Here is a 16923-nt window from a genome sequence, read left to right as displayed (position 1 = left end):
GGAAATCTCAGGTCGGGTTTGCCAAGCTGCGCCAAGAAAACTACATTTGTGCAAGAAGAGACGATGAGCAACACGACAGCCCCTATCTATCGCCATCTGGACGACGGCCCGATGCCCACCCCGACGATCCTGCTGGTGGAGGACGACGGTCCACTGCGCACGCTGACCGCCCGCGCCTTGCGCCAGACCGGCTTCAACGTGCTCACCGCTGCAACCGGCGCGGAAATGTGGGTGACCTTGCGCGAAGGTCCGGTCAGCCTTGTCGTGCTGGACATCATGCTTCCGGGCACCAGCGGCTTCGACCTGTTCCGCCGCCTGCGCCGCGAATGCGACATTCCGGTGATCTTCATCAGCGCCCGTGGCAGCGAGGAAGACCGCGTTCTCGGCCTGGAACTGGGTGCGGACGACTATCTCGCCAAGCCCTTCAGCACCCGCGAACTGGCCGCCCGCGTCAGCGCAGTGCTGCGCCGCGGCGGCAACAATCCGACCTCGACCGATTTCACCGGCAGCGACGCGGTTGCCGATGGCCGCACCCCTGAATCGATCCATTTCGAAGGCTGGAACCTGTCGATGGCACGGCGCGAACTGCGCTCGCCGACCGGCGCCATGGTCGACCTGACCGGCGCCGAGTTCGACCTGCTCGCCACGTTCCTTGCCTATCCGCAGCGCGTACTTGGCCGCGAACGCCTGATCGAGCTTTCGCGCTCGCGCCTGGGTGACAGTTCCGATCGCAGCGTCGACGTTCTCGTCAGCCGCCTGCGCCGCAAGCTCCAGGCCGAAGGCGCGGAATCGCCGATCGTGACCGTCCGCGGCGTCGGCTACATGTTCAAGGCCGAGGTCTCGCGCGCCTGATGTCCTTGCGCCGGTTCCGCCTGTTCCGGCGCTTCGGCTTGCCCGAGCGGTTGATTGCGATCCTCCTGCTGGTCTTCGTCATCGACGTGGTCTGCAATACGGTGATGTTCGAACGCGCCAATACGTTCGAGCTGCGCCGCGACGATGCCCAGCGCATTGCCGAGAACCTCGTGCTTGCCCGGCGCGCCATCGAGCATTCCGCGACAGGCGAACGGCAGGCGGTCACATCCGCGCTCAGCACCGCCAAGTTCTCGCTGAAGCTGACGGATCAGAGCAAGCGTTATCGCGGTTCACTCAGCCTGGCCAACTTGCGGGCGCAAGTGATCGAGATGGAACCGGAACTCGCGCACAGCGATCTGGAACTCCACCTCGAGTCGATCCCGCGTGAGGGCAATATCGGCGGGTCGCTGCGTCTCGCGGACGGCGGCGTGCTCGATTTCCGGACCCATGCGCGCTCGGCCTGGAAGCTCAGCATCGGCCGCTTCGCCAGCCTCGTACTGCCGACGGTACTGCTGATATCACTGGCCTGGCTGCTCCTGCGCGCCGCGCTCAACCCGCTGCGCTCACTGGTGCGCGCCACCCGCCATTTCGATGCAGGACCGCCGCGCCCGGTTCCCGAACACGGGCCGGACGAAATGCGCGAACTGATCCGCGCGATGAACGAGATGCAGGAGCGCATCCATCAGTCTATGGTCGACCGCACCCATACGATGCTGGCCATCGGCCACGACCTGAAGACCCCGCTTTCGCGCATTCGCCTGCGGCTCGACGACGGCGAAGTCGATCCCGTCGTGCGCGACGGCATCAATCACGACATCGACGAGATGCGGATGCTGCTCGATTCGATCCAGGCCTATGTCGATACCGGCGGCACCCAGATCCCGGCCGAGCGTATCGATCTTGCCATCATGGCCGAGACGCTCGTCGATACCGCCGCCGATCGCGGCGCGGACGCATCCTATTCGGGCCTTCCCAGCCTTGAAATCATGGCCCGCCCGGTCTCGATTCGCCGTGCTCTCTCTAATCTGATCGAAAACGCGCTTCATTATGGCGGCAACGTCCGCGTCGGCCTGCGCAAGGACGGCGGCGCCGCCGAGATCACCGTGGACGACGACGGCCCCGGCATCCCCGAAGAACGCATCACCGATGCACTGCAACCGTTCGTCCGCCTCGATACCGCACGTGCGCGCGATACTGCCGGGATGGGCCTGGGCCTGCCGATCGTGCGCAAGGCCGTGCGCCTGGAAGGCGGCACGCTGGACCTGAGAAATCGGCCAGAAGGCGGATTACGCGCGACAATTCGCCTGCCGATTGCAGTGCAATAATTTTCCTGCTGCACGGCAGCAAGGATGACACTTTCGCTTAAGCACCTGTTATGGTTCCGCAATAGCCGGAAACAAAATCATCTACCTATGAAAATCCCCGCAGGACCTCGCATTTCGATGAATTTCCATTCATCCACGCTGCGTCGCAGCAACATTTCCTGACAAAGGCGCACGACAAACGAAAATCGCGACCCGTACCTTCCATGACAAGCTCCGCGCCTCGCTTTCCACCCCCTTCGGAGCGCGCGGGGCACCTGAAACAAGGAAAGGTTACGAGAGTGAACGAACTGATCGGCCGCGTCTTCCACTTCGAGAAGACCATCTTCCCCGCCAGCAGCGAACTGTTCGGCAAGCTGGCCAACGAGGGCCAGGAACCCAAGGCGCTGATGATCTCCTGCGCCGACTCGCGCATCGTGCCCGAGCAGATCATGCAGGCCCAGCCCGGCGACCTCTTCGTTTGCCGCAACGCCGGCAACATGGTGCCGCCTTACGCCACCCAGAACGGCGGCGTGACCTCCACGGTCGAATACGCCGTGGCCGCCCTCGGCGTGCGCGACATCATCATCAGCGGTCACTCAGGCTGCGGTGCGATGAAGGCGCTTAGCGACCCGACCGGCCTCGAAGCGATGCCGAACGTGGCGGCCTGGCTCAAGCACGGCGCCGCTGCCGAGCACATCGTCAGCACCTGCCACGGCGAACTCGAAGGCAATGACCGCGTTCGCGCGATCACCCTCGAAAACATCATCGCCCAGATCAGCCATCTGCGCACGCACCCGGCCGTCGCGGCCGCCATCGCCCGCGGCGAAATGACGCTGCACGGCTGGTTCGTCGACATTCACGCCGGCCAGGTCCTCGGTCTCGACGGCGACACCGGCCAGTTCGTGCCGCTGCGCGAAGACGCCCCGCTGCCGGTCGCGCTTGCCGCCAAGGCCCGCGTCGCCACCGAATTCGCAGAAGCGGCAGAATGACGACCGCCGCCTCCCCCGCATCAGCTTCTCCGGCTTCGGCCGGGGAAGTTGGCCGGAGCGGGCCATTCGCCCACTTCGGAAGGGATTTCACGGCTTCGATCGTGGTATTCCTCGTGGCGATGCCGCTCTGCATGGGCATTGCCATCGCCTCGGGCGTGCCCCCTGAAAAGGGTCTCGTCACCGGCATCATCGGCGGCCTCGTGGTCGGCCTTCTGGCAGGCTCACCCCTTCAGGTGAGCGGCCCGGCGGCCGGCCTTGCCGTTATCGTCTTCGAATTCGTCCGCGAGCATGGTCTCGAAGCCCTCGGCCCGGTCCTGCTGCTCGCGGGCGTATTCCAGCTTGTCGCCGGTGCACTTCGCCTCGGTGGCCTGTTCCGTGCAATCAGCCCCGCAGTCGTCCATGGCATGCTCGCCGGTATCGGCGCGTTGATCGTGATCGGCCAGTTCCACATCCTCTTCGACCAGAAGCCGATGTCGAACGGACTCGCAAACATGGCGATGATGCCCGCGCGCGTCCTCGGCCTCGATCCCACCAATATCGCTTCCACCGAAATGGCGCTGATGCTCGGCGTTCTGACGATGGCGGTGATGCTCGGCTGGGAAAAGGTTCGCCCCAAGAGCATGGGCCTCGTTCCCGGCGCGCTTCTCGGCGTCGTTGCCGCGACTGCCGTTGCCTGGACCATGGGTCTCAACGTCGCGCGCATCGCCGTGCCGGAATCGATCGGTGCCGCATTCGCGCTGCCAACCAGCACCGCATGGTTCGCTCCGCTCGCCAATCCGGCGCTGATCGTCGCTGCACTCGCCATCGCCTTCATCGCCAGCGCCGAAACGCTGCTCTCGGCCGCCGCAGTGGACCGTATGCATGACGGCGTACGCACCAAGTACGACAAGGAACTGCGCGCCCAGGGCATCGGCAATCTGCTCTGCGGGGTGTTCGGCGCCCTGCCGATGACCGGGGTAATCGTGCGCAGCTCGGCCAACGTCCAGGCTGGTGCCAGGACCCGGCTCTCGACGATCCTGCACGGCGTCTGGATTCTCGGCTTCATCGCGCTACTGCCCTGGCTGCTGCGCGAAGTGCCGATGGCAGCACTGGGCGGCGTTCTGGTCGTCACCGGATGGCGCCTCGTGAGCCTCAGCCATGTGCGCCACCTGTTCCACAACTACGGCGCCTTCCCGGCAGTGATCTGGGCGGTGACTTTCGCCCTCGTCGTCACCACCGACCTGCTGACCGGCGTGCTGGTCGGCCTGGCGCTGACGGTGTTGGAACTGGCTCCGCACTTCCGGAACCTGAAGCTCCAGGTCGAGGAACACGAGGCCGGCGAAGCGACCCGCCTCGCCCTTGGCGGCGGTGCCACCTTCCTGGGTCTCACCCGTCTCAACAAGGTGCTGGAAAAGCTGCCGCACGGCCGTCCGGTCCATCTCGACCTCGGCCAGCTCAAGGTCATGGACCACACCACGGCCGAGACGATCAGCGAATGGCTCAACCGCCGCCGTCAGAGCGGCCATTCGGACCGCGTGACCGGCCCCGCGCCGATCCTGCGTCCGCTGCCGGTCGCCGCCTGAAGCCGCGGCCAACAGAACCTCACTTCTCGTATCGTGCGGATGCGTTGTCGTCCGCACTCTCCTTTATCGGGCGGCTCCCAGGAGCCGCCCTTTTTTTTTGGCTCGTTTCCTTTTCGGACAATCAGCGCCGATCCGGCGGCATTTTATTATAAATTCCACTGGCTGAAGAGCATAAATTGCGGTAAACCCTACATGCCTGTCTGAAACGGAGCCGCCACGCATGTAGGTTCCGGCAAACAGGCCGCAGGATGGAACGTGACAACAGTCAACATGAGGGCGTTCCATATGAAAATCCGTCTTGCTGCAGGCCTGCTCGGCCTTGCTGCTTCCGGCCTGGCATTCTCCGCTCCGGCGATGGCCCAGGAAGAGGCTCCGAGCGAGATCACCGTGTCCGGCTCCGTCGGGCTCGTGTCCGATTACCGCTTCCGCGGTGTCTCCCAGACCGACAAGGAAATGGCCGTACAGGGCGGCATCACCGTCTCGCATGAGAGCGGCCTTTATGTCGCCACCTGGGGTTCGAACCTCGCCGGATGGGGTACCTTCGGCGGCTCCAACATGGAACTCGACCTCGTGGGAGGCTACGCCACCGAGATCACCAGCGGCGTCAAGCTCGATGTCGGCCTGACCTGGTACATGTATCCGGGCGGCGCTTCCGACACCGACTTCGCCGAACCTTACGTCAAGCTCTCCGGCGCGGTCGGCCCGGCCAACCTGCTCGCCGGTGTGGCCTATGCCCCCAAGCAGCAGGCACTCGGCAAAGTCTACGCAAGCGGCGCGGATTATGCCGACGGCATCGGCAACTTCGGCGCCAAGACCGACAACATCTATCTCTGGCTTGACGGCAACACCGCCATCCCCAACACGCCGCTGACCCTCAAGGGCCACTTCGGCTACTCGAACGGCAACTCGGGCCTTGGTCCGAACGGCACCAGCGTCGCCCCGACCGGCGAGTATCTCGACTGGATGCTTGGCGCCGATCTCGCGCTCGGCCCGGTGACGCTGGGCGTCGCTTATGTCGATACCGACATCTCGAAGTCGCAGAGCGCCTATCTGCAGCCGAACTTCTCCTCGACCAAGAACGGTTCGCAGATCGCGGGTTCAACCGTGCTCTTCTCGGTCGGCGCCAGCTTCTAAAGCCGCGCCGAACCAATGGATTGCTGGCGCCCGACCTTCCGGTCGGGCGCCAGCAATTGTCATAGGCCATTCCGCAAACCGGAGATCAGCAGGCCCAGTTCGTCCATACTGGCATGAATTTCTGCCTCCGGCCTTCCGATCAGGGCGCGTCGCTGCCCCGTGACCAGGCTGGAATAGAGCGCCGCGTCCAGCGGCGAGATCGGAGCGTCCCCGCCCAGCTCTCCGGTCAGTTGGAATACGCTGCTCCGGCCTCGCAGATAACGCAGTTGCGGCGCGAAATCGCGCAAGTTCGGGTCCTGCGCCACCGCCAGCATCAATTCCTCCGCCGCGACAAAAGACTTCGGTTGCGATCCGAAATCCCGCCATGCCGCGATGCATTCGGCGCGATCGATCGGTGCCGCCGGTTTGTCCTGCAAAGGTTGGGTCAGTCGCCGATAGATGGCGTTGAAAGCCGCACTCGCGAGGTCGGCGCTCGTTCGAAAATTGTAGGACACCACCCCCAACGTAACCTGCGCCCTCGCCGCCACGGCGCGGTGGGTAAGGCCCGCACTGCCGCTTTCCTCGACGATATCGGCAGCCGCGTTCGAGATCGCTGCCGCCACCCCGTTCTGGGCCGCGACTTCCGGCGTTGATGCCAGAGCGCATTCGCGGGCGTGTTGCCGCCAGGGACCTTCCTCGGCCAATTCTCCTGCCAGCCAGCGGCCCCACCCCATGCAGAACTCATCGAGAGCGGCGCGATCGATGACGCGATTCCAGCGGATCAGATGGAACTGCACCGTTGCCTCGAAAACGTGAGCGGTCAGTGCAGCAAATCCGCCCAGACCGGCCCGCCCGCACACTTCCCTCCAGAATGCGCCCCAGTGCGCGCGCCAGGAATCGATCGCAGCAATATAGCCCCCATCCCGTTGGACCAGCAGATGGCATTGGCTCCATGCGAACGCAGCGTCACGGCAATCCATCGTCCAATCGTCGATGAGAACGGCCATCGCCCGCCCGAGCGAATCGGTGCCCCCGGTTTGCGGCCAGCCGCTCATTTCCTCCAGCTTGCGGTCGCACCAGACCCGGGCGGCATCGTGCGCATAGGCCTGAGCGGAATAGAACAACTGTTCCATCGATCCAAAATGATGATAGATACTCGATGTCGGCAAGCCGGTTATGCGCGACAATGCGCGTGCAGACATGGCGGAATGGCCCTGATTCGCCCATACCTCCAATACCGCTCGAACGAGCTTCTCCTGAGATGAAAATTCAGCGTTATCAGGATTTTTCACGTCTTACCGAAAGTCCTTGTTAACCCAAACAGCCAAGGCATCGGGCAAGTTCCGTCACTTTGCCACAGGCTGAAATGCCGCGACAAGCGATCCGTTCCAGCGTCTGCGCCTCGACACTACAAACGTAACACAGATGACATACATACGTTCTAGCCGACGCCTCGCAATCACAACGAGGGTCGTTCCATGTCTGCCCACAAGTCCCTGTCGTTTCGTTCCATCGCCTTGGCCGGAAGCGCACTCGGCGCGCTTCTCACGGTCGCCACGGCCCATGCTGCGGAGCTGTTCCCCGAAACCGCAAACGCAGCCGCCGACAGCACCGCAGCGGATGCTGGAGCGGAGACGGGGCCCGGCCTGACCGACATCGTCGTGAGCGCGCAGAAGCGTGAAACCAGTCTCCAGACGACACCGATCTCGATCGCCGTGGTCAGCAGTCAGGACCTGCGGAACCGCCATGTCGTTTCGCTGGAATCGCTGGCGGACGGCTCCATCCCGTCTTTGCGCATTGCTCCCATGTTTTCCCGCAGTTCAGCCCTGACCGTCGGCATGCGCGGCATCGGCACGCTGGGAGATGCCAACCAGCCCGCCCGCGACCAGGGCGTGGGCGTCTATATCGACGGCGTGTTCATGGGCCGCGCACAAGGCCTCGGCTCAGCGCTCTACGATGTCGAGCGGATCGAAGTGCTCAAAGGCCCGCAAGGCACCCTGTTCGGCCGCAATACCGAGGGCGGCGCGATCAGCATCGTCACCAAACGGCCCAGCGGCGAACTGGCCGCCCGCGCCACGGTCGGCGCCGGCAATTACGATTCCCGCGAAGCCGGACTTCACCTCGACCTGCCAAGCTTTGCCAACATCTCGATCAAGCTGGACGGCCTCGTCACCACCCGCGGCGGCACGGTGAACAACCCGCTGGCCGGAGAGCACGACTTCAACGCCTACAACAAGAAGGGCGCACATGCTGCCGTGCTCTGGGAGCCGGGCAGCAATTTCAACGCGCTCTATTCGTTCGACATCTCGCGCGACGAAACCACACCCTACTATCTCCAGCTCCTGACCAGGACCACCGGCCCGCTGCTCCAGATGCAGCCCGGCCGCGCCGAAACGGCCAATATCGGCGTGCCCCAGCCCTGGGCGCTCGGCAAGACCCACGGCCACCTGCTGACGCTCGACTGGACGGTCTCGCCCGAACTGGAGATCAAGTCGATCAGTTCCTATCGCCAGCTGACCCAGACCCAGAACGACAACGGTTCCAGCAATCTCGGAGTCTTCATCAAGGGCTACAGCGACAACACCAATTTCAGCCGCTTCAGCCTCGCTGATGTGTGGCAGAAGCAGTACAGCCAGGAAGTACAGCTGATTGGCACGCTGAAGGACGTCAACTTCGTGGCGGGCGGCTTCTATTATCACGAGAAGGTGCGCGACAACGCCTGGACGCCCTACACCAACAAGTGGAACGCCGATGGCACCGACTATACCGTTCTCGACACCCCGACATCCTCGATCCCCTTCCCGGATCGCGCCAGTCACGCGGTAACCGAAAGCATTGGCGTCTTCGGTCAGGCGACCTGGAGCCCCGCCATGCTCAAGGACATCGTCCATCTTACAGCCGGGGGTCGTTTCACGCATGACGGGAAGACCGGCAAGCTCGACAAAGTGAACGGCGTCGACACCGATTACGTGCTGGATGCTTCGTGGAACCGTTTCGATCCGATGGTGAACCTTGCCGTAGATGTGACGCAGGACATCCACGTCTACGGAAAGTGGAGCACCGGCTACAAGGCGGGCGGCGCCAACAGCCGGTCGAAGGAATACCACAGCTTCGATCCGGAATCGGTCTCTACCTTCGAAATCGGCGCGAAGACCGAGTTCTTCGACCGCCATGCCCGTTTCAACATCGCCGCCTATACTTCCGCCTACAAGGACATGCAGATCGACTTCAACGCGCCGGTGCTGAACTCCACACGCACGACGACCGAAACCCGCAACGCCGAAGGTCAGGGTCGCATCAGGGGCATCGAGGCCGACCTCACCGTCACGCCGTTCCAGGGCCTGACGCTTTCGGGTTCCTACGCCTATACCCAGGTCCACCTGCCGCCCGCCGCGAACCCGTTCGACGGGAATAAACTGGTGCAGGTCTATACCGTCTACACGCCCGAACATGCCGCCAGCGCCGCGATCGACTACGAAATGCCGGTCTCCGACGCCGTGCTGCGCTTCCATATCGACGGCAACTACGCCGGCAGCCAATATTCGATGGCCAGCGATCCGACGAAGACCGGCTCCTCCTTCATCGTCAACGGACGTATCGCCCTGACCGACATCCGCATGGCGCGCGGGCCGGATCTGGAACTGTCGGTCTGGGGACGCAACTTGTTCAACGAGGCCTATACTTTCGTGAAGGCCAATGGCGGATCGTCGCTCGGCTATTACGGCATCTTCAACGATCCGCGCACCTTCGGCATCTCCGCGACCGTCAACTACTGAACTCCCGACAAGGAAGACAAGACATCATGAACTGGCGTATCCCCGCCGGCGCCCTGCTTGCGCTCGGCCTGCTCGCACAGCCTGCGATTTCTTCGCTGGCGCAAGTGTCCGCCCCTTCCGGTCAGGCCGCCCATCAGCGGCTGCTGGCACTTGAGGGCGGGCGCAATTTCCGCGACCTCGGCGGCTATCGCACTGCCGACGGACACAGGGTGAAATGGGGCCTCCTGTTCCGCTCGGGATCGATGGTGGACCTGACAGCGCGGGATCTCGGCACCCTGAACAAGCTGGGCATCCGGACGATCTGCGACTACCGCGACAGCAACGAGCGCAAGGCCGAGCCGATGCCCTGGGCGGCAGGCACCGGGCCTACGATCTTCGCAGAGGATTACGACAACGTCGCGATCGGCCTCGTTCCCGGGGACATGGGCAAGATCACGCCGGAAGCAGCCTCCGCCATGATGGCTAAAAGCTATCCGTCGATGCTCCGGACATTCGCCCCCCAGTTCAAGCGCATGTTCGGCCAGCTACTGGAAGGTCATGCCCCGCTGGCGTTCAACTGCTCGGCAGGCAAGGACCGGACCGGCGTGTCGTCTGCGCTCCTGCTCACGGCGCTGGGCGTGCCGCGCGAGACGGTAATCCAGGACTATCTGCTGACGAACCAGTACCTTCCTGCAGCGCTTGCCAAAGCCAGAACCGGCCCGAGCGATGCTACCGGAAAGGCCTTCCAGTCGCTGCCGCCGGCGGTGCAGGCCGCCTTCATGAAAGCCGACCGGACCTATATCGAGGCAGCCTTCAAGGCGCTCGACGCCCATCGCGGCGGCGCCATGGGCTATCTCAAGGACGAGATGGGCCTTGGCAAGCCGGAGATCGCAAAACTGCGGATGCTCTACCTCGATTGAACATGACGGTCGGTGCGTTCACGCGATCGCGCCGACCCTTGCTCCGGCCGCCGAAGCCGCGCGGTGCCGGGTCTCCACCGCTTCGCCGATCAGCAGCAGGGTTGGATCGTCGTCGCTGATCGTGGCGACGAGGAAGGACAGCGCCGAGAGCTTGCCCCGGATCAATCGCTCATCGGGCAGCGATACGTTGACGGCGATCAGTACCGGCGTGTCCGGATCACGCCCGGCGGCAATCAGAGAGCGCGCAATCTCGCCCGCCGCGGCGCGGCCCATGTAAACGCCCAGGGTTCCGCCTGGCCGAGCCAGCACGTCCCACTCCAGCCTGAGCGGCTCGCCTGCCTTGAGGTGCGCGGTCACGAACGTCACGCCGCGCGCGACCCCGCGCAATGTGAGCGAGGCCAGTCCGCTCGCCGCCGCCGCGCTGGCAGTGGTGACGCCGGGACAGATCCGCACCGGGACGCCTGCCGCCGCAAGATGGTCCATCTCTTCCGCCGACCGTCCGAAGATCGAAGGGTCGCCGCCTTTCAGGCGCACCACCCGCTTGCCCGACTGCGCCGCCTCCAGCAACAGGTCGTTGATCGATCCCTGCGCCTTGCTGTGGCGGCCCGAGCGCTTGCCGACGCAGACCCTTTCGGTTGCAGGCGGGATCAGGTCGAGTACGCCGGGGCCGACAAGGGCGTCGTAAAACACCACGTCCGCCGCCGCGATCAGCCGCTCGGCCTTGCGGGTGAGCAGGTCCGGATCTCCCGGCCCTGCCCCGACCAGCCAGACTTCACCTGCCTGGATGAGATCGGGCGCGCTCAAGCGGCCACCTGGAAGCTCTGAGGGTGAGCGATCAGGATGCGCTCGCCCTCCTGCTTCACCGCGATGGTCGGGGTGCAGCCCTTGTCCTCGCCCTGCGCTTCTCCGCTGGCGAGCGCGATGTTCCAGTTGTGCAGCGGACAGGCCACCGAATGGCCATGGACGATGCCCTGGCTCAGCGGCCCCTTCTTGTGCGGGCATTCGTTGACGAGCGCGAACACCTTGTCGTCGCCGGTACGGAAGACGGCGATTTCCTTCTCCCCCTCCAACTGCACGGTGCGCGCACCGCGCAGGGGAATGTCGGAGAGGGCGCCGATGTCGATCCAGTCGTTCATGTCATTCACTCCGCTGCAAGTGCAAGGGGTTCGAGGTGCTGGTGCAGTTCGGCCTGGTGCCCTGCCGCGCGCTCGGCCCAGGGGTCTTCCTGACTGAAGCTCTGCGAATGGAGGAAGCGACTGCGCAAGGCCTCGCGGCCGGTCTCGTCCTCGACGATACGCTGCTTCACGTATTCGACGCCGACACGCTCGATCCACGGCGCGGTGCGTTCGAGATAGCGTGCTTCCTCCCGGTAGAGCTGGGTGAAGGCCGCGCAGTAATCGAGCGCCTCCTGCTCGGTCGCCACCTTGCAGAGGAAGTCGGTAGCGCGGACGTGAATGCCGCCGTTGCCACCGACATGGAGTTCGTAACCGGAGTCCACGCACACGATCCCGAAGTCCTTGATCGTCGCCTCGGCGCAATTGCGCGGGCAGCCGGAGACCGCGATCTTGAACTTGTGCGGCATCCACGAGCCCCAGGTCATCCGCTCGGTCTTGACGCCGAGGCCGGTGGAGTCCTGCGTGCCAAAGCGGCACCATTCGCTGCCCACGCACGTCTTCACCGTGCGCAGCGACTTGCCGTAGGCATGGCCCGAGACCATCCCGGCGGCATTGAGATCAGCCCAGACGGCGGGCAGGTTTTCCTTCTTGATCCCGAAGATGTCGAGCCGCTGCCCGCCCGTCACTTTGACCATCGGCGCGTCGTACTTCTCGACGACATCGGCGATCGCCCGCAGTTCGCGCGGGTTGGTAAGGCCGCCCCACATGCGCGGAACCACGGAATAGGTGCCGTCCTTCTGGATATTGGCGTGCATGCGCTCGTTGACGAAGCGGCTCTGCTGGTCGTCCTCGTACTCACCGGGGAGCGCGCAAAGCAGATAGTAGTTGAGCGCCGGCCGGCACGAAGAGCAGCCGTCAGGCGTGGACCAGTGCAGCTTCTGCATGACTTCGGGGATCGACTTCATACCCTGCGCCACGATCTCGCGGCGCACATCGTCATGGGTAAAGCTGGTGCACTTGCATAGGGTCTTGGGGCCGGACTTGACCTCCTCGCCGAGGGTCAGCGCCAATAGGCTTTCGACGAGGCCGGTGCAGGAACCGCAGCTTGCCGAAGCCTTGCAGGTCGCGCGCACCGCGTCGAGGCTGCATGCGCCGTCCGAGATCGAAGCGACCACCTGCCCCTTGGAAACGCCATTACAGCCGCAGACTTCGGCATCGTCAGGCAGCGCTGCAACAGTCGCCAGCGGATCGCTGGTGCCGCCCGAGGCGAAAGCCTGTCCGAGGATCAGAAAGTCTCGAATTTCCGAGACATCCTCGCCCTTCTTCAGCAAGTCGAAGTACCAGTTGCCGTCCGCCGTATCGCCGTAGAGCACCGCGCCGACGACCTTGTTCTCCTTCACCACGACGCGCTTGTAGACGCCGCGCGATGCATCGCGCAGGACGATATCCTCGCAGCCCTCCCCGCCCGAGAAGTCGCCCGCCGAGAACACGTCGAGACCGGCGACCTTGAGCTTGGTGGACGTGACCGAGCCGCGATAGCCGCTGTGCCGGTCGGTCAACCCGTCGGCGAGACTGCGGCACATGTCCCAGAGCGGCGCGACGAGGCCGTAGACGTTGCCGTCATGCTCCACGCATTCGCCCACCGCGAGTACGGCGAGGTCGCTCGTCACCATGTGATCGTCGACCTTGATGCCGCGGCCCACGTCCAGCCCGGCCTCGCGCGCCAGTGCAGTGGACGGGCGGATGCCCACCGCCATGACGACGAGGCTGGCCACGATCTCGCGCCCATCCTTCAGGCGCACGCCCTCGACCTTGCCGTCGCCGTAGATTTCAGCGGTGTCCGCGCCGGTCAGGATCGTCTGGCCGCGTCCTTCGAGGGCGGTCTTGAGCAGCCAGCCCGCCGCTTCGTCGAGTTGCCGCTCCATCAGTGTCGGCATCAGGTGGATCACCGTGACCTTCATGCCCCGCAAACTGAGACCATGCGCCGCTTCAAGACCGAGCAGCCCCCCGCCGATCACCACCGCATCGCCGCCCTTCCCGGCCGCTTCCAGCATCAGGTCCACATCTTTCATGTCGCGGAACGAGATGACGCCGGGCAGGTCCTTGCCGGGGACGGGGATGATGAACGGATCGGAGCCGGTGGCGATCAGCAGGCGGTCGTACGAGACCTTGCGGCCCGACTGCGAGGTCACGGTCCTGTTCGTCCGGTCTATGGCGATCACGGGATCGGAAGTAACCAGTTCGATCCCGTTTTCGTCATACCATTCGCGGGGATTGATGACGATCTGTTCGAACGTCTTCTCGCCCGCGAGCACCGGCGAGAGCATGATCCGGTTGTAGTTCACATGCGGCTCGGCACCGAAGATGGTGACGCGGTAGCGCCCGGCATCGCGGGCCAGCAGTTCCTCCACCGCGCGACATCCCGCCATGCCATTGCCGACGACCACCAGATGCTCGCGCGGGTCCTGCGAAGGCACGATCAGCGTGTCCTCATAATCCGCAGAGGGTTCGATCCCGTCCTGAAATTCCATCCCCGTGACTCCAGAAAAACGAAGGGAGAAAAAGAAAAAGGCCGCCATCCGGACCCTCGGTTCGAAAACCGAAAGTCTGGATGGCGGCCTTGCCATCATTTGCGCTTCTACGGCCCGTCAGTGGATCGCATCGGCTATGGTTTGGAAGGACAGCGTCGTCCTTTGCACTGCACCATAAGCGGAATCGCCCGAGGGCTCAAGCGATTCCGTGATGGTCCTGCTCAATAGGTCCAGTCGAACTGAATCCAGTACTTATCCGTATCCGTTGCGAAGCTGCGGGCATCGTAATGGGCATAGCGCAGCGAAACGAGCGTCTTGCGCAGCTTCGCAGATGCGAGAAGATCGACTTCGTTGCCATAGTGCTGGTCGAGCCGGTCGCTGCCGAGACGGTGCCAGACCGCCTGAAGCGAAACGCCCGAGAGCGGCCCCACCTGCTTCAGCCCGTAACCACCACCAAAATAGAGATCCCGGATGCCGTTCGCAGGGGTGGTCAGGAACTTGTCGGTCCAGCCCTGGAACTTGAAGTTGCTGCCCAGCGGCGTCTGGAAGCTGGTAAACGGCGTGCCGTCGCCTGCACCCAGCACTTCATAGCCGGCGTTGAGCTTCCAGCCCCTGACATCCAGCGTGGCGTCAGCCAGCCAATAGTCGGCATGGTAATCGTTCGGATTGCGGTGATGATCCCACTGCCGCGCGTAGCTCGCCACATAGTCGAGCTTCACCGATGGCGTAAAGGCGCGGCTGCCGCTCAGCCGCGCGCCATACGTGCGGCTCGACAGCCGGTAGCCCTGCACGGCGGCCTCGTCCTGATCGACCAGATAGCCGAACCCGGTCAACGTCCCGATCGGCGTCGCGTAGGAAAGGTTGGCGAAGACATTATTTCCACCGATCGCCTGCTGGCGAGCGCCGCGGCCGTCGATGCCCCAGATCGTGCGGACGCTCCAGGCATAGGAGACATCCAGCTTGAGACCGCGGATTGGCGAAAGCTGCGCGCGCAGGGCATCGTAAGTCTGCGCATTGTCGCGGATCGGCGCATTGCCGACAAAGCGCTCGTCATCCAGCGTGATCTTCTGGCGTCCCGCCGTCAGCACCGCGCCTTTCGCCCGGTACTGAAGCTGGGCCACGTAGAGACCGATGTTCTGCGGATCGGAAATCTGCGGACGATCGGCGGGACCGTGAAGGCCGTCGTCGTAATGATCGACCAATGCCAGCGTGCCCTGCCCCTGGACCGTGGCGCTCCACCGGCCGGAAGCGATCTCCACGCCCGTTCGCACGCGCGCGGTCACGGCATCGGCTTCGCGCGGCAGACCGTCCTGATCGACATGCTCGTTACGCAGGCGCACTTCCGCCAACGGCCTGATGTCGAAATCCTGGGCGCAGGCGGGTCCCGCGACGGCCAACGCGGCCGCCGTACCAAGCAAGTATCGCATTTTTCGTGAAATCTCCTGGGGGGCACATCGATAGCGGCGGCCGATCCGATGGGATCGACCGCCGCCGTACTCTCCCATTATATGCGAGCCGCGGTCTTCCAGGTCGCCCGCCAGCGAGTCTTGACCATCGCCAGCGAGGCGAGCGCCATCACCGCAAGGCCCGCGAAGATCAGGAAACCGGGTGCGAAGCTGCCGGTGAACTGCTTGGCCAGCCCCAGCGAACTGGCGAGATAGAACCCGCCGATGCCGCCCGCCATGCCGACCAGCCCGGTCATCACCCCGATCTCGGCCTGGAAGCGCTGCGGCACGAGTTGGAACACCGCGCCGTTGCCTGTGCCCAGCGCCAGCATCGCCAGCACGAACAGGCCGAGCGCTCCGGGCAGGCTTGCGGCATTGGCTACACCGGCCAGCGCCACCGCCGCGACAAGATAGACGACCATCAGTGCCTTCACGCCGCCGATCCGGTCTGCCAGCGCGCCGCCCATCGGTCGCACCAGCGATCCGGCGAAGACGCAGCCCGCCGTGCAATAGCCTGCCACGATCGGGGTCAGGCCGAACTGGTCGGTGAAATAGATCGGCAGCGAGGCGGCAAGGCCCACGAAACCGCCGAACGTCACGGCATAGAAAGCCATCAGCCACCAGGCGTCGGCCTGCCTGAGCGGCTCGAAATAGTCGACCAGCTTGCGCGGCGCGGGCTGGTTCGGTGCGTCCTTCGCCATCAGCATGTAGACCACGAAGACCAGCGAAAGCGGAATGCAGGCCAGCCCGAGCACGGTGTTCCAGCCGAACATCTTGGCCAGCAGCGGCGCGAAGAGCGAGGCGAGCACGGTGCCGGAATTGCCCATGCCGGCCAGTCCCATGGCCTTGCCCTGATGCTCGGGCGGATACCAGCGGCTGGCGAGCGGCAAGGCGATCGCGAAACTCGCGCCTGCAAAGCCGAGCACCAAGCCCAGCGCCAAAGTGCCCGCAAAGCTGTTCACGCCCATGAACCAGGCAAGGAACAGCCCGGCGATAACGACGACCTGGCTGATCGCGCCCGATCGCTTGGGTCCGATACGGTCTACCAGCAGGCCGTTGACGACCCGCAGCAAGGCGCCTGCAAGCGTGGGCGTCGCCACCATCAGGCCTTTCTCGGCCGAAGTCAGCCCCAGCGTCTTCGCAATTTCCGGCGCCAGCGGGCCGAGCAGGACCCACACCATGAAGGCGAGGTCGAAATAGAGAAAGGCGGCGATCAGGGTCGGCGCATGGCCGGCCTTCCAGAAGCTGGTCGTTTCCGTTGGAGCGGTGGCCGTTTCAGCCTCTCCGTCACGTTCCCAGTAAGCGGTTGCCATCGTAGGTCCCTCATATAACGGACA

Annotated in this window: 13 protein-coding genes; 7 read left to right on the top strand and 6 right to left on the bottom strand. The window is 64.2% G+C overall.

Annotated features, from left to right (window positions below):
- The first annotated feature begins 111 nt into the window (after window positions 1-111).
- The 5 genes from ACZ1II_RS04895 (at window position 112) to ACZ1II_RS04875 (ending at window position 5841) form a co-directional block, all read left to right on the top strand.
- The gene (locus tag ACZ1II_RS04895; RefSeq protein ID WP_465144532.1) at window positions 112-852 is read left to right on the top strand and encodes a response regulator transcription factor; all 741 of its coding nucleotides are present in this window, start codon (window positions 112-114) and stop codon (window positions 850-852) included.
- Window positions 852-2177 carry an ATP-binding protein gene (locus tag ACZ1II_RS04890; protein ID WP_465143295.1) on the top strand — a complete coding sequence of 442 codons (1326 nt, stop codon included), beginning with the start codon at window positions 852-854 and terminating at the stop codon, window positions 2175-2177. Before ACZ1II_RS04895 ends, ACZ1II_RS04890 begins: the two co-directional genes overlap by 1 nt.
- A gap of 278 nt (window positions 2178-2455) precedes the next feature.
- Window positions 2456-3145, top strand: coding sequence for a carbonic anhydrase (locus ACZ1II_RS04885; RefSeq protein ID WP_465143294.1), 690 nt, complete (start codon window positions 2456-2458; stop codon window positions 3143-3145).
- On the top strand, window positions 3142-4707 hold the full coding sequence (locus tag ACZ1II_RS04880) for a SulP family inorganic anion transporter (protein ID WP_465143293.1): 1566 nt from the start codon (window positions 3142-3144) through the stop codon (window positions 4705-4707). Before ACZ1II_RS04885 ends, ACZ1II_RS04880 begins: the two co-directional genes overlap by 4 nt.
- Window positions 4708-4992: 285 nt before the next feature.
- Entirely contained in the window at window positions 4993-5841 is an 849-nt protein-coding gene (locus ACZ1II_RS04875; protein WP_465143292.1) for a TorF family putative porin, read from the top strand.
- 59 nt (window positions 5842-5900) lie between these two features.
- Here ACZ1II_RS04875 and ACZ1II_RS04870 read toward each other — a convergent pair whose 3' ends face one another.
- Window positions 5901-7112 (bottom strand): TetR/AcrR family transcriptional regulator, encoded by a 1212-nt coding sequence (locus tag ACZ1II_RS04870; protein ID WP_465143291.1) that lies wholly within the window; start codon window positions 7110-7112, stop codon window positions 5901-5903.
- Between the two features lie 186 nt (window positions 7113-7298).
- Here ACZ1II_RS04870 and ACZ1II_RS04865 point away from each other — a divergent pair, with 186 nt between their 5' ends.
- The gene (locus tag ACZ1II_RS04865; protein ID WP_465143290.1) at window positions 7299-9596 is read left to right on the top strand and encodes a TonB-dependent receptor; all 2298 of its coding nucleotides are present in this window, start codon (window positions 7299-7301) and stop codon (window positions 9594-9596) included.
- A gap of 26 nt (window positions 9597-9622) precedes the next feature.
- The gene (locus ACZ1II_RS04860; RefSeq protein ID WP_465143289.1) at window positions 9623-10495 is read left to right on the top strand and encodes a tyrosine-protein phosphatase; all 873 of its coding nucleotides are present in this window, start codon (window positions 9623-9625) and stop codon (window positions 10493-10495) included.
- 18 nt (window positions 10496-10513) lie between these two features.
- Here the strand turns inward: ACZ1II_RS04860 and cobA are convergent, their stop codons facing one another.
- The 5 genes from cobA to ACZ1II_RS04835 all read right to left on the bottom strand — a co-directional run bounded on the left by cobA (window position 10514) and on the right by ACZ1II_RS04835 (window position 16899).
- Window positions 10514-11299, bottom strand: coding sequence for a uroporphyrinogen-III C-methyltransferase (cobA, locus tag ACZ1II_RS04855; protein WP_465143288.1), 786 nt, complete (start codon window positions 11297-11299; stop codon window positions 10514-10516).
- Window positions 11296-11631: a nitrite reductase small subunit NirD gene (nirD, locus tag ACZ1II_RS04850; RefSeq protein ID WP_465143287.1), complete on the bottom strand. Its 336-nt coding sequence runs from the start codon at window positions 11629-11631 to the stop codon at window positions 11296-11298. The genes cobA and nirD overlap by 4 nt, the downstream gene beginning before the upstream one ends.
- A gap of 5 nt (window positions 11632-11636) precedes the next feature.
- Window positions 11637-14141: a nitrite reductase large subunit NirB gene (nirB, locus tag ACZ1II_RS04845; RefSeq protein ID WP_465143286.1), complete on the bottom strand. Its 2505-nt coding sequence runs from the start codon at window positions 14139-14141 to the stop codon at window positions 11637-11639.
- Window positions 14142-14362: 221 nt separating this feature from the next.
- Complete coding sequence (locus tag ACZ1II_RS04840) at window positions 14363-15568, bottom strand: hypothetical protein (RefSeq protein ID WP_465143285.1); 1206 nt, start codon at window positions 15566-15568, stop codon at window positions 14363-14365.
- 77 nt (window positions 15569-15645) lie between these two features.
- The gene (locus tag ACZ1II_RS04835; protein ID WP_465143284.1) at window positions 15646-16899 is read right to left on the bottom strand and encodes a nitrate/nitrite transporter; all 1254 of its coding nucleotides are present in this window, start codon (window positions 16897-16899) and stop codon (window positions 15646-15648) included.
- Window positions 16900-16923: the final 24 nt, after the last annotated feature.

The organism is Novosphingobium sp. BL-S-20 (assembly GCF_055521635.1).
This window is presented reverse-complemented; position numbering and strand designations above follow the sequence as displayed.

Excerpts from the sequence above, each read along its gene's own strand:
- ACZ1II_RS04840 (WP_465143285.1), bottom strand. The coding sequence starts at position 15,568 with ATGCGATACTTGCTTGGTACGGCGGCCGCGTTGGCCGTCGCGGGACCC.
- ACZ1II_RS04865 (WP_465143290.1), top strand. The coding sequence starts at position 7,299 with ATGTCTGCCCACAAGTCCCTGTCGTTTCGTTCCATCGCCTTGGCCGGA.
- nirB (WP_465143286.1), bottom strand. The coding sequence starts at position 14,141 with ATGGAATTTCAGGACGGGATCGAACCCTCTGCGGATTATGAGGACACG.
- ACZ1II_RS04880 (WP_465143293.1), top strand. The coding sequence starts at position 3,142 with ATGACGACCGCCGCCTCCCCCGCATCAGCTTCTCCGGCTTCGGCCGGG.
- ACZ1II_RS04860 (WP_465143289.1), top strand. The coding sequence starts at position 9,623 with ATGAACTGGCGTATCCCCGCCGGCGCCCTGCTTGCGCTCGGCCTGCTC.
- ACZ1II_RS04890 (WP_465143295.1), top strand. The coding sequence starts at position 852 with ATGTCCTTGCGCCGGTTCCGCCTGTTCCGGCGCTTCGGCTTGCCCGAG.
- ACZ1II_RS04875 (WP_465143292.1), top strand. The coding sequence starts at position 4,993 with ATGAAAATCCGTCTTGCTGCAGGCCTGCTCGGCCTTGCTGCTTCCGGC.
- nirD (WP_465143287.1), bottom strand. The coding sequence starts at position 11,631 with ATGAACGACTGGATCGACATCGGCGCCCTCTCCGACATTCCCCTGCGC.
- ACZ1II_RS04835 (WP_465143284.1), bottom strand. The coding sequence starts at position 16,899 with ATGGCAACCGCTTACTGGGAACGTGACGGAGAGGCTGAAACGGCCACC.
- ACZ1II_RS04895 (WP_465144532.1), top strand. The coding sequence starts at position 112 with ATGCCCACCCCGACGATCCTGCTGGTGGAGGACGACGGTCCACTGCGC.